This is a genomic window from Lacrimispora indolis DSM 755 (genome assembly GCF_000526995.1).
In the GTDB taxonomy this organism is placed as follows: Bacteria; Bacillota; Clostridia; order Lachnospirales; family Lachnospiraceae; genus Lacrimispora; species Lacrimispora indolis.
This window is the reverse complement of the sequence record NZ_AZUI01000001.1, coordinates 4,964,931-4,977,570: the sequence shown is the minus strand read 5'-3', so window position 1 is coordinate 4,977,570 and position 12,640 is coordinate 4,964,931. Positions and strand designations below refer to the sequence as shown.

The 12,640-nt window shown below is 46.9% G+C and carries 10 protein-coding genes; all 10 read right to left on the bottom strand.

All coding sequences use genetic code 11. The features are described 5' to 3' along the window. Positions 1-15: 15 nt before the first annotated feature. Positions 16-1,617: an MBL fold metallo-hydrolase RNA specificity domain-containing protein gene (locus K401_RS0124225; RefSeq protein ID WP_024295373.1), complete on the bottom strand. Its 1,602-nt coding sequence runs from the start codon at positions 1,615-1,617 to the stop codon at positions 16-18. 44 nt (positions 1,618-1,661) lie between these two features. Beyond that, complete coding sequence (gene spoIVA, locus K401_RS0124220; protein WP_024295372.1) at positions 1,662-3,137, bottom strand: stage IV sporulation protein A; 1,476 nt, start codon at positions 3,135-3,137, stop codon at positions 1,662-1,664. 250 nt (positions 3,138-3,387) lie between these two features. After that, on the bottom strand, positions 3,388-5,025 hold the full coding sequence (locus K401_RS0124215) for a xylulokinase (RefSeq protein WP_024295371.1): 1,638 nt from the start codon (positions 5,023-5,025) through the stop codon (positions 3,388-3,390). Between the two features lie 15 nt (positions 5,026-5,040). Beyond that, entirely contained in the window at positions 5,041-6,549 is a 1,509-nt protein-coding gene (locus K401_RS0124210; protein ID WP_024295370.1) for an FGGY-family carbohydrate kinase, read from the bottom strand. A gap of 1 nt (position 6,550) precedes the next feature. Beyond that, on the bottom strand, positions 6,551-7,405 hold the full coding sequence (locus K401_RS0124205) for an L-ribulose-5-phosphate 3-epimerase (RefSeq protein ID WP_024295369.1): 855 nt from the start codon (positions 7,403-7,405) through the stop codon (positions 6,551-6,553). A gap of 53 nt (positions 7,406-7,458) precedes the next feature. Then, positions 7,459-8,532 (bottom strand): alcohol dehydrogenase catalytic domain-containing protein, encoded by a 1,074-nt coding sequence (locus K401_RS0124200; RefSeq protein ID WP_024295368.1) that lies wholly within the window; start codon positions 8,530-8,532, stop codon positions 7,459-7,461. A 22-nt stretch (positions 8,533-8,554) separates the two neighbouring features. Next, on the bottom strand, positions 8,555-9,667 hold the full coding sequence (locus K401_RS0124195; protein WP_024295367.1) for an ABC transporter ATP-binding protein: 1,113 nt from the start codon (positions 9,665-9,667) through the stop codon (positions 8,555-8,557). Position 9,668: 1 nt separating this feature from the next. Beyond that, complete coding sequence (locus K401_RS0124190; RefSeq protein WP_024295366.1) at positions 9,669-10,820, bottom strand: ABC transporter ATP-binding protein; 1,152 nt, start codon at positions 10,818-10,820, stop codon at positions 9,669-9,671. 13 nt (positions 10,821-10,833) lie between these two features. Beyond that, entirely contained in the window at positions 10,834-11,688 is an 855-nt protein-coding gene (locus K401_RS0124185; RefSeq protein ID WP_024295365.1) for a carbohydrate ABC transporter permease, read from the bottom strand. A 19-nt stretch (positions 11,689-11,707) separates the two neighbouring features. After that, a complete protein-coding gene (locus K401_RS0124180; RefSeq protein WP_024295364.1) occupies positions 11,708-12,625 on the bottom strand; it encodes a carbohydrate ABC transporter permease in 918 nt (305 codons plus the stop codon). Between the last annotated feature and the right edge of the window lie 15 nt (positions 12,626-12,640).

Here is a 12,640-nt window from a genome sequence, read left to right as displayed (position 1 = left end):
TTTCTGTTGTTCTCCTTATCTATCCCATTTATCACATAATGAATTAATCTGATCTGCAAATTTGGCAAGATCTTTATTGGCCCCGCCTTCATTATGACGGATAACCTGCAAAAGCCTTTCGCCGGCAGCAAAAAGCCTTCCATAGACTCCCACCGGCCTTTTTGAGATCTCCGGTGCCTTGGCTACTGCAACGCCCTCTGTTTCATTCAGCCATCTGCCAGCGGAAAGGTCATAAACAGATCCTGAGTGAGGAGCTTTTACCTTATATCCGTAATCCTTTTCAAGGAGCTGCTCAAAGGAGTTGCAAACCAGATCATCGCCGTGGACCAGAAATACTTGTTGCGGTTTTTCTTCAAATGCGTTCAACCAGGCAATCAGTCCTTCCCTATCTGCGTGGGCACTCATCCCATCCATCTGTTCTATATGGGCCTCCACCTGAATGGTTTCGCCAAACAGCCTTACTTCGCTGCTGCCCTCGATCAGGCTTCTTCCCAAGGTCCCTATGGACTGGTACCCGGTAAAAACGATGGTGCATGACCGTTTCCATAAATTATGCTTTAAGTGATGCCGGATACGGCCGGCATCGCACATGCCTGCCGCTGATATGATCACTTTTGGTTTTGAATTAAAATTAATGTTCTTGGACTCTTCGCTGGTAACCGACAGTTTAAGGCCTGGAAAGGATATGGGGTTAATGCCTTTCATTACCAGTTCCTTTGTCTCTTCATCATAGCAGTCTACCAGGTTATCTTTGAAAACCTGAGTTGCTTCCACCGCCAGAGGGCTGTCGACATAAACCTCAAACCCGTCATGCCCGGTAATCAGCTTTTCCGCCTTGATACGGCGGAACATATAAAGGAGTTCCTGGGTCCTTCCCACTGCAAAAGCAGGTATCACCACGTTTCCGCCTCTGTCCAGGGTCTCCTGGACAATGCCTGCAAGAATGGAAACATGGTCCGGGATCACACCGTGAAGCCTGTCGCCGTAGGTGCATTCCATGACCGCATAATCCGCTTCCTTTATGTACTGAGGATCGCGGATCAGGGGTTTATTCTTGTTGCCGATATCACCGGAAAATACGATTTTTCTGGAAACTTTTCCTTCTGTGATCCAGATTTCAATAGAGGCGGAACCAAGAAGATGGCCTACGTCTGTAAAACGGATTGTAAAGCCCTCTTCCAGTTCCACCTTTTCATTGTAATTGTAGGAATGAAACAGCTCCAATACGCCCATGGCATCATTGATCCCATACAGGGGTTCTTCTTCCGGGAGGCCTGCCCGTCTGGCTTTTCTGTTTTTCCATTCGGTTTCAGCCTCCTGAATGTGAGCGCTGTCCTTCAGCATAATGCCGCAAAGGTCGGCAGTTGCAACGGTAGAAATCACCCGACCCCGAAAGCCTCTTGCATAAATAAAAGGAAGCATCCCTGCATGATCGATGTGGGCATGGGTCAGAAGAACGTAATCGATTTCCGCAAAGCTGACCGGCAGATCCACATTTTCAAATTTATCAATCCCCTGCTCCATACCGCAGTCCACAAGGATTTTAAAACCGGCAGCTTCCAAATAATGACAGCTCCCGGTTACCTCGCGGGCTGCGCCGATGAACATTAATTTCATATAAGCCCTCCTTTTGTACCTGTTTTTTCTATTATACCATTAATTTAGATAATAATGCAAATCATACCGCCATTACTATCATTAATAATTTTTTGGAGGGTGTCCTGAAGTTTTATTTGACAGTCTTCCGTAAGCTGGGAGACTTTAGCCTGAATGCCGTCTTCCACGATCTGTTCAATGGATTTTCCGAAAATATTGGTATTCCATATTCCTTCTTCGCTTTCTCTTGCATTTTCTTTGATATAGGCGATCAAGTCCTCTGCCTGCTGTTCGCTTCCCACAATAGGAGCGATCTCCGTCTGGATATGAGCCTTGATGAGATTGATGGAAGGAGCCTCTGCACGCATTTTTACGCCGTATTTATTTCCGTGCTTGATCACTTCCGGTTCATCCAGGATGATCTCGGACCGTTCCGGAGTCACAATTCCATACCCTTTAAAGCGTACCTGACTCATGGCCTGATTGACCTTTTCATATTCTGCCTTCATTTTTGCAAGCTCGCTTAAGGTCTGCATTAACTGATATTCTCCCTCAATGGGAAGCCCTACGTAATCGCTTAAAATCTGATAATAATAACTGTCATCCACATCCATTGCAACGGAAACGCTTCCATCCGCCATATTCATGTTCTGAACCTTGATGGACCGGACACTGTCCGCTGATCCGTCAAATAATTCGGAGGATACGTCCTTCATATGGGAGACTTTTTTAACCATATCCTTTGCGGCCTGGATGACCTGGGCTTTCAGCCAATGGGTTGCAGGGAGGATTTCAAGCCATTTTGGAATGAAGAAATCCATCTCTGTCACGGGGAATTCCTTTAACACCCGTTCCAGGATGTTGTTCACGTCATCTTTTTTCAGCTGTTCACAGTTAATGGGCATGACCGTCACCCCATATTTCTGACTGATATCCTTTGAGAGGGCTGTGGTTTCATCAGAATATGGCTTGGAAGAATTAAGCAGGATGATAAACGGTTTTCCCAGATTTTTCAGTTCCTGAACGGTGCGTTCTTCCGCTGCTATGTAGTTGGGACGCTTCAATTCCCCGATGGAACCGTCTGTAGTGATGACCACACCAATGGTGGAATGGTCATTGATGACCTTTCTGGTTCCGATTTCCGCTGCTTTTGTAAAAGGAATCTCATAATCAAACCAGGGAGTTTTTACAAGCCGCTCTTCGTCGTTTTCAATGTGGCCGGCAGCACCGTCTACCATAAAGCCGACGCAGTCGATTAAGCGGACTTTTGTTTCGATCTCATCTCCCAGGCGGATAACGGCAGCTTCCTTTGGGATGAATTTTGGTTCCGTGGTCATGATGGTTTTTCCTGCCGCGCTCTGGGGCAGTTCGTCCCTTGTCTGAGTTTTCTGGTGTTCATCCTCCATGCCCGGCAGAACCATTAATTCCATAAAACGCTTGATAAAAGTCGATTTTCCTGTTCTTACCGGCCCCACAACTCCAATGTAGATTTCTCCGTTGGTTCGGGCTTTGATATCATTGTATACGTTATAATTGTCCATAAAGATTCCCCCTTCTGTGCTGTTATACTATATGCATGGGAGAAAGGATTATTCCCTTTTCTTTTTCACCCAGCTTCCTGGATAGATCCATATGATTCCTGCTCCCTTCTGCTATTCTGTTTAGACCGGCAATAATGGAAAAAAGTAAGGATGGCAAAGCCGTTTTTACACTTCTTTTGCCATCCTTTATAATCTTGTTGTGCTGATTTTTATGGTTCTCTTTTCATGCTTTTTGCATTTGAAATGGAACTTACCTGATTCGGTTAAACTCATTGGAAAAAGGCTTCATCACTTCTACAGCTGCCCGTTCTATGGCCAATCCTCCGGTATAACGCTCCATAAATATCTCAAATCCGGCTGTATCCTCAGGATCCGGCATTACCTGGTTTCCGCTCTCGCCGGAAAATACCCGGTTTTCAAGATAATGCTCCAATGTTTCTCCTTCTTCCCTGTGAATCATATAGGAAGCCAGCAGAGCAATTCCCCAGGCTCCCCCTTCCCCGGCTGTGTCCATAACGGAAACCGGCACATTCATCGCCGCTGCCATCACGCTTTGCCCCACGCCTTTTGTCTTAAACAGGCCTCCGTGACCAAACACCAGGTCCAGTTTTACCCCCTCCTTCTTAAAGAGGATATCCATCCCTGTTTTTAATGCACCTAAAGAGGTAAACAGATGGACCCTGATAAAATTAGCCAGGTTAAACCGGCTGTCAGGCATGCGTACAAACAAGGGCCTTCCTTCGTCAAATCCGGTGATATGCTCTCCCGCTAAGTAACCGTAGGATAAAAGTCCACCGCAGTCCTTATCTCCTGTCAATGCCAGATTATATAACACGGAAAACACATATCCGGTCTCCGCCTTATAACCCATTTCATCCAGAAATTCTCCAAATAAAGATATCCATGCGTTTAAATCTGAAGTACAGTTGTTGCAATGTACCATTGCCACCAGATCACCGGCAGGGGTGGTGACTAAGTCAATTTCCTCATAAACATGGGCCAGCTCCTTTTCCAGTACGATCATGGAAAATACACTGGTGCCTGCGGACACATTGCCGGTCCTTGGTCTCACACTGTTGGTGGCCGCCATTCCTGTTCCCGCATCACCTTCCGGAGGGCAAAGGGGAACGCCGTACTTTAGCTGACCGGAAGGATCCAGAAGTCCGGCGCCTTCCGGAGACAGGACGCCGGCATTTTCCCCTGCTGATAATACCTTTGGAAGTATATCATGAAGCTTCCAGGAATATCCCGTGTCTGCAGCCAACCGGTCAAACTGATCCAGCATACGGCTGTTAAAATCCCTGGTTTGGATATCTATGGGAAACATCCCGGAGGCATCTCCTACTCCCAAAACTTTTTGTCCCGTAAGAAGCCAGTGAACATAACCGGATAAAGTCGTCATAAAACCCATATCCTTCACATGGTCCTCCTGGTTCAGCATGGACTGATACAAATGGGCAATGCTCCATCTCTGAGGAATGGGATAAGCAAAAATTTCCGTCAGCCTGGCAGAGGCCTCTCCGGTTATGGTATTACGCCAGGTCCGGAAGGGAGCAAGCTGCCTGCCATACTTGTCAAACACCAGATACCCATGCATCATGCCGCTGATTCCAAGAGAACCTAATACCTTCAGCTCCACACCGTATGTTTTCTTTACATCCTCTGCCAGATTCCTGTAGCAGCCGGTAAGGCCCCTTTTCACTTCCTCCAGGCTGTACGTCCAGACCCGGTCCTCAAACCGGTTTTCCCAGTCATAGCCTCCGCAAGCAAGAGGAATATGATTTTCCCCGATGAGCACAGCCTTGATTCTGGTAGAACCAAGTTCAATCCCCAAAGAAGCTCTTCCGTTTTCAATGGCTTCCCTGATTGCAGAAACATCCAAATCCATAAGCCGTCCTCCCCCTTACACAGTAAACAACGGCCAGACCATGTCAAGAGCTTCTTTGACTGCCGTATACTTTTTAAATTTTTTTAAATAAATTTTGTGTTTTTCCATATCCGGCATTACCTTTTTCTCCACATGAACCATATTCCGGGCCGCCTCTTCATAATCTGTGAATCTTCCGGCAGCCACAGTGGCAGCCATAGCGCAGCCCAATGCTCCCAGTTCCTTTGCTTTGATGGTTTCAATGGGAATCCCCAGAACATCCGCAAACATCTGGACCCATACCGGGGAATTCACAACTCCGCCTGCCATACGGATGGCTTCCGGTTTTTCCCTTACTTTAAGAAGCTTATCGATGTGGGTTTTATGGGAATAGACGACCCCTTCATAAACAGCCCTGATGATGTGGGCATTTTTATGATATGTAGTCAGCCCCACCAGACTTCCCTTGCCCAAGGGATGGGCATTGGAGCTGTATAGGAAGGGCAGGAAATATACGTCGCACTCTTCCGGCAGAACAGACTGAACCTGACGGCTTAAAAAGTCATATTTACTTTCCCCATCCTGCCTCCCGCTGAAATCAATCAGGTTATCCATACACCATTCTAAGTTTCCCGCCGAGGTGGCACTGCACTCTTCCAGGAGATAATACCCTGGTATGGCAAAAAGGGAATTCATGGCAACCGGCCCATGGAGCACCGGTTTTTCCGCAATAAATTCATTGATGCTCCAGGTACCTGCGATGGTGCAAAGCCGTTCCGGCTTTGTAATATCCATTGCAATGGCACAGGCATCAATATCAAACATCCCGCCTGCTACAGGTGTTCCTTCCAAAAGGCCGGTTCTTTCGGCAGCTTCACAAGTCAGCTTCCCGCACAGATCATGGGAATACTTAAGGGGAGCCAGCTTTTCATACACTTCTCCGATCCCATAGCTTTCCAATAGTTCTCTGTCAAATACCTTATCCCGCACATTGAGAAGACCGGAGCCGGATATATCGGTGGCTTCACAATAGGCTTCCCCTGTGAGCCGGAAACGGATATAGTCTTTCACCGAAAACACCCACAGGATCTTGTCATAAACGTCTCTGTTATGATCCTTCAGCCATGCAAGCAGGGCTGCCTGCTGACAGGGCATCAGCTGCTGGCATATCCGCTCATATATATGGTCAAAAACTCCGTTCTTATACCATTTTTCCGTATATTCCCAGGCCCTTGTATCAGTGGATACGATTCCCCTGTAAGCCGGGCGTCCATCCCTGCCCCAGGCGTAAAGGCCCTTGCCGTGCCCGCACACGGATACTCCAATGATATCAGCAGGATTAATACCGGCATGTTCCACTGCCCCCTTCATGCAGATAAGGTTATTCTCCCACAATAGATCCATATCCCGCTCCGTATAACCGGATTTAGGAGTTTCTATCGGCGTACCGGCCGAAAAAGCACTGATCTGATTTCCCTTAAGGTCAAATAAAGCGGCCTTTGTCATAGTACCTCCGTTATCCAGACCCATTACATATTGTTTCATCTCACACCTCCCCTGCGTAAGCAGCATCCAGATGCCCTTTTAAAAACCGGTTGTTTTTTTTAAGGGTATCACGGTAATCCCCTTCACCTGTATACCAGAATTCCGCTACGTACCGGTTGATCCCTAACTGTCTGGTCTTTTGGATGACTTTTTCAAAATCCACCTGACCCTCCCCATAGGGAATCTCCCGGAACTTTCCTGGCAGAGTTTCCTTTAGATGAACCGAACAGATATGGCTGCGCCCGCATTCTAAATCCCGGTATATATCATCGGTCCCATTCCATATATTTCCCACATCAGGGTATACGGAAAGATAGGGCATTTTTGTCTGATCCACGTAATACATGGCTTTTTCAACCGTATTCATAAACTCGTTTTCCATGGTTTCAAATCCAACGGTGACTCCATGGGCAGAGGCATACTCCATGCACAGCATTAAATTACTCAGAAATTCTTTCCTGGTTTCTGCTGAGGATGTCTCCCCATAATAACAATCATACCCCTGTGCCTGTATGATGCGTATTCCCATTTTTACAGCAAAATCCACACACTTTTTAAAAAGCTCCACAGCTGCTTCTGCCGCCCCCTCAAGAAGGCTGCCCAGCGGGAACTTTCGCTGGGCACTAAAGCAGATGGATTCAAACCGGATGCCAGTATCCAGCGAAAGGGATTGAAGCATCAGAATCTTTGCATCGCCAAAATTAAGCCGATTGATTTTTTCTTCGGTTTCATCGATACTCATTTCAATAAAGTCATACCCTGTATCTTTTGCTGCTTTCAGCTTTTCTTCAAAGGATAACTCTCCCGGCATGCTTTTTTCATACAAGCCTAACCGATAAACTCCATGACTAGTCATAATCCTTCCCTTACCTTACTAAGCGGATAATCACAATCCGCTTTGCTGCCTGGTTAAAATTTAATAGCTACCTTAAAGTCGCCGTACTTGCCTCCGGCATATTCAAACGCCTTTTCCCATTCTTCAATGGGGAATGTGTTTCTGATAACACCGTCTGTCTTTAAATTGCCGTTTGTTATGTTTTCAATGACAAAGGGATAGCAATAAGGACTTAAGTGGGCACCTGCAATATCCAATTCCTTCCGGTCGCCGATGATGGACCAGTCCACAGTGGCAGGTTCTGAAAATACGCTGAATTCTACGAAACGTCCCAGCTTTCTGATCATGGAAAGTCCCTGCACCACACTGGAAGGATGGCCGGTGGCCTCGATATAGATATCGCATCCATAACCTTCTGTTAAATCCATGACCGTTTTCACTGCATCCGTTTTCCCTGGATTCAGCACCAGATCGGCACCAAATTCTTTTGCTTTCTGCAGCCTGTCATCCATCATATCAAGGACGATCAGTTTGGCCGGGTTTTTCATGCGGGCATAAGTGACCATCCCAAGTCCCAGAGTTCCGGCCCCTGAGATTACCACAACATCCTCACAGCCGATTTCTCCCCGGTCCACACAATGCTTTGAGCAGGCATAAGGTTCGATTAAAAGCGCATCCTCAAAGGGCATATCTTTTGGGACTTTATGTATTACAGAACCTTTTGGATATCTCACATACTCAGCCATGCCGCCGTTATTGGTGTGCTGGAAACCGAAAATATCATGAGGCTGGCACATCCAGTAGCGGCCGGATTTACAAAACTTACATTCCCCGCAGGGCTTGATCTGGTCGGCAGTCACACGGTCACCGATCTGAAATTCTTTCACATTATCCCCCAGTTCAACAATTTCGCCTAAAAACTCGTGTCCTGGAATAAAGGGCGGTTTTACCCATGAAGGCTGGACCTCATCTCCCCAGAACATGGCTGCTCCATGGCTGCATTTTAAATCTCCTGCACAGATTCCGCAGCCTTCAGTCTTGATGACAATGTCATCCGGACCACATTCCGGTGTTGGATAAGCCGGCTCAAAACGGTAGTCATCTTTGGAATACGCAACAAGTGCCTTCATTGTTTTCGGAATACTCATCTTAAAAATCCTCCATTCTTTTTTATACCCGGATTCGGTCCCCGGTGTTTACATCAAACAGATGGGTCTTTTCTGAATTGAATTTTAAATAGACCTCATCGCCTTTCTCGTAATACACATCATCTGTTGTGGTAATGCTTAACAGGTTGTCACCCACCCGAAGGCTGATTCTGCGCTCATCACCCATATTTTCATATACGGCAACAGGTACCGGTGTGCTGGTGGCCGGATCATGGGAAATCAGAACATCCACAGGACGGACACCCAGAGTCACCTTCAGATCTTCCCTGACCACAGGCTTATAACGGTCAGGCACCAGAACCTTTAATCCGCTGTTTTCAAATGCAAAATAATACCGTTCCCCTTCCGTTTTGATAACCGACGGAATTAAATTCATGGGCGGCTCTCCGATAAATCCGGCTACGAATTCATTGGACGGATCATCGTATACTTCCAGGGGAGTCCCCATTTGCTGAAGTTTCCCCTCCTTCATAATAACAATCTTATCTGCCATGGACATGGCTTCGATCTGATCATGGGTCACAATAATGGTCGTGCATTTGATCTCATGATGCATCCTTTTTATTTCCTGCCTGAGCATCTGCCTCATTTTCCCATCCAGATGGCTTAAAGGCTCATCAAGAAGCAGGAGCCCCGGCCGCCGGATAATAGCCCTGGCAATATTGACCCGTTGCTTCTGGCCGCCTGACAAAGCAGCAGGTTTCATCTGCAATAAATCTTCTACCTTAAGCAAAGGGGCGACCCTGCCGATCTCTTTTCTGATTTCCTCTTCCGTCTTTTTCTTTGCCCGCATATTAAAAGCAAGATTCTCATATACGGTCAGAGGCGGATACAGGGCATAATCCTCAAAGGCCAGGCCGATTCCACGGTCCTTGGGAAGCAGATGATTGATACGTGTTTTTCCGATGTATACATCTCCGGATGTGATCTCCTCCAGACCTGCCAGCATCCTTAAGGTAGTGGATTTTCCGCATCCCGAAGGTCCCAGGATCCCAATGAATTCCCCGTCCTCACATCGAAACGAAAGATCATTGACGGCATACCCGTTTGCCGCTTTTTTTTTCTCTTTATTGTCATACTGCTTATAGATATTTTTAAGTACCAGCTCCGCCATATCATTGACCTCCGTTTAGACTCTTTGCTTCATATTTCTGTCTTCCGGCTCTTGTAATCAATTCCTTTGAGGAATGGTCGAAATAGAGAGCATTTGCCATATTGAATTTTAAATAAACCTCCTGGTCAATAGAAGCCCTGGTATCATTGGGGGCAACCACCTCCAATTTATTTTCACCGGCAAGAACCGTCATGATGACCTTATTTCCAATGGGTTCATTGGCATAAACCGAGGCTCTGATCCAGGTACTGTCCTGTTTTTCAAAGCGAAAGGCGATGTCACTGCCCCGGATACCCACATCAATCTGCTCCCCATCCAGGGAGGCTATACGGTCAATCACATCTGGTGTCACCTCCAGGACAGAGTCTTGTTCAAAGGCAGCAATCAGCCCCTGATTTCCACTGAGCTTAAAAGCGCCTGAAAAAATGTTGATCTCAGGTTCTCCGAACAGTCTTGCGACAAACTCGTTGCGGGGAAGATAATACATTTCAACGGCACTTCCTATCTGCACGATCCTCCCCTCATGAACCACGGCGATCCGGTCTGCCAAGGACATGGCTTCCATGTAATCGTGAGTCACATAGATGGTTGTGGTATTAAAATTGCTTTGCATTTCTTTTAACTCCCGCCGCATAAAATGACGGAGCTTTGCATCCAAATGGGCTAAGGGTTCATCCATAAGGAATACATTGGGTTTTCTCACCAATCCCCGTCCGATGGCCACACGCTGCCGCTGCCCATTGGAAAGCTGACTGGGCTTTCGCTCCAGTAAATGGTTGATCCTCATCATCACAGTGACCCGGTCCACCTCAGATCGGATAAAATCCTCGCTTTGCTTATAAAGCCTGCTTCTCATGGGGGAAGCGATATTATCATAAACACTTAAATGGGGATAAAGGGCATAATTCTCAAATACCATGGAAACGTTCCGGTTCATGGGTTCCACGTGGTTTACGATCTTTCCATCTATCTTCACCAGCCCCTCCTGGGGGAATTCAATTCCTGCGATCACCTTGAGCAAGGAAGTTTTACCTGCTCCGGCCGGACCAAACAGTACAAAGAATTCATTGTCTTTCACAGTCAGGCTGACCCCGTCCACCGCTGTCTTAGATCCGTATTTTTTTGTAACATTAATCAGTTCTATTTCTGCCAATCCCCTGTCCTCCTTATCCTTTAACAGCGCCGAAGCTGAGTCCTCTTACCAAATGCTTCTGAATGAACAGACAGGCGATGATCTCCGGCAGAACGGCTACGGTGGCCGCCACTGCCACCTGCCCGTAATGTACGGTTTCAGATGAAATATACCGAAGGGATGTGATGGTAAGGGTTTGGATCTTAAACCCGCTGAGAATCAGCGGAAATGTAAAACTGTTCCATGCAAAGATAAAGGCCAGAAGCCCTGAGGCAACCAGTCCCGGTTTGATCAGAGGCAGAAGGGTCTTTAAAAACACTTCATACCAGCAGTACCCGTCTAAGGAAGCGGCCTGCTCCACCTCCACGCTGATATCCTCAAAATACCCCCGTACCACCCAGATGAGAAGAGGCATGGTGATCAGCTGGTAAACCCAAATCAAACCAAAATATGTATCATACAGCCCGATCTTTTGAAAGATCAGGAAAATCGGCAGAATCACCATGATCTCCGGCGCAAACTTAAACGATAAAATCTGAAATGCAATATCATCCTTTTTCCGGAAGTCATACCGGGCCAGTGCATATGCCGCAGGCACACCTGCCACTACCGTAAGCAGCACTGCCCCTCCGGAAACAATAATATTTTGAAAAAAAGCCCGGACATAATCCGTTCCCAGCAGAACCGCCTGATAATTGGCAAGTGTTGGCCGGAAGATAAAGACTGTATTATACATTTCCGTATCGCTCTTAAACGTACAGATCAGCATCCAGATAAGAGGGAACAGGGCATACAGGGCGTACAGGGCAAGTCCCAGATTGCGTCCGGTTTCCCTGGCCCCTTCTTTCAGCCTGTTTCTTTGTTTCGCGGTTTCAATGGAATGCTCCATAACTGTCCTCCTTTCTGAATCAATATCCCTGGGCCTGCTTTGCCATTTTACGCTGCCTGTTTACAAGAAAACTGGCTGTAACATTGACAATCACCCAAAGGGTCAGCAAATAGGGAAGTGCATACCCTAACTTCTGGAATTGAAATCCTGTAATATAGCCTGTCAGTGAAATGTTCATAAGCGTATTTCCCGGTCCGCCCTTAGTCAGGGCAAATATAATGCCGAATTCCTGCAGTGCCGCCATCAATCGGAATAAAAGAGCGATGTACATAAACGGCTTAAGCATGGGAAAGGTCAGTGTTTTAAAGATAAACCACGAACTGGCCCCATCCACTTCGGCTGCTTCAAAGGGGGATTTCGGCAGAGACTGAAGCCCTGCCAAAACCAGTAACAGCACGAAGGGGGTATTTACCCAGGTATCTATCAGCACCGCAGTGAACATGGCCGTTTCCTGGGATGCTGCCCACTTAAATCCATACACACCAAACAGGTTTAAAAACTTTTCCAGCACGCCCACCGAATTGGAAGTCATCAGCTGCCAGATGAGCACTGCAATGGCCGGAGCCACCATCAGCGGAAAAGTGAATACCACCTTTAAAACCCTTGTAAATCCGGTATCCTTCCGAAGCAGGATCGCGATTACGGACCCCAGGATCATCTGAGTTCCCGTTGCAAAGAATCCATACTTGATGGTAACCCAAAGGGAATGGTAAAAATCAGGGTCCTGATACACCCGAATCCAGTTGCGCAAAAAGATGAACTTAAAATTTGGATTTTTAAATGAGTAATTTGTCAGCGATAAAAATATCGCTATGGCAAATGGAATCATAATCCCGATCAGGATCAGGAGTCCGGGAGCGATGATATAGTACGGCCGTCTGCGTATATGAGCCGGAATTTCATTATAATTGATTTCCTTCGGTGTTTTTTGTGCCAAACCTGCCCCTCCTTT

Bases quoted from the DNA above. Each gene is read 5' to 3' on its own strand.
- K401_RS0124215 (WP_024295371.1), bottom strand. From the start codon at position 5,025: ATGGATTTGGATGTTTCTGCAATCAGGGAAGCCATTGAAAACGGAAGA.
- K401_RS0124185 (WP_024295365.1), bottom strand. From the start codon at position 11,688: ATGGAGCATTCCATTGAAACCGCGAAACAAAGAAACAGGCTGAAAGAA.
- K401_RS0124195 (WP_024295367.1), bottom strand. From the start codon at position 9,667: ATGGCGGAGCTGGTACTTAAAAATATCTATAAGCAGTATGACAATAAA.
- K401_RS0124210 (WP_024295370.1), bottom strand. From the start codon at position 6,549: ATGAAACAATATGTAATGGGTCTGGATAACGGAGGTACTATGACAAAG.
- K401_RS0124200 (WP_024295368.1), bottom strand. From the start codon at position 8,532: ATGAGTATTCCGAAAACAATGAAGGCACTTGTTGCGTATTCCAAAGAT.
- K401_RS0124205 (WP_024295369.1), bottom strand. From the start codon at position 7,405: ATGACTAGTCATGGAGTTTATCGGTTAGGCTTGTATGAAAAAAGCATG.
- K401_RS0124225 (WP_024295373.1), bottom strand. From the start codon at position 1,617: ATGAAATTAATGTTCATCGGCGCAGCCCGCGAGGTAACCGGGAGCTGT.
- spoIVA (WP_024295372.1), bottom strand. From the start codon at position 3,137: ATGGACAATTATAACGTATACAATGATATCAAAGCCCGAACCAACGGA.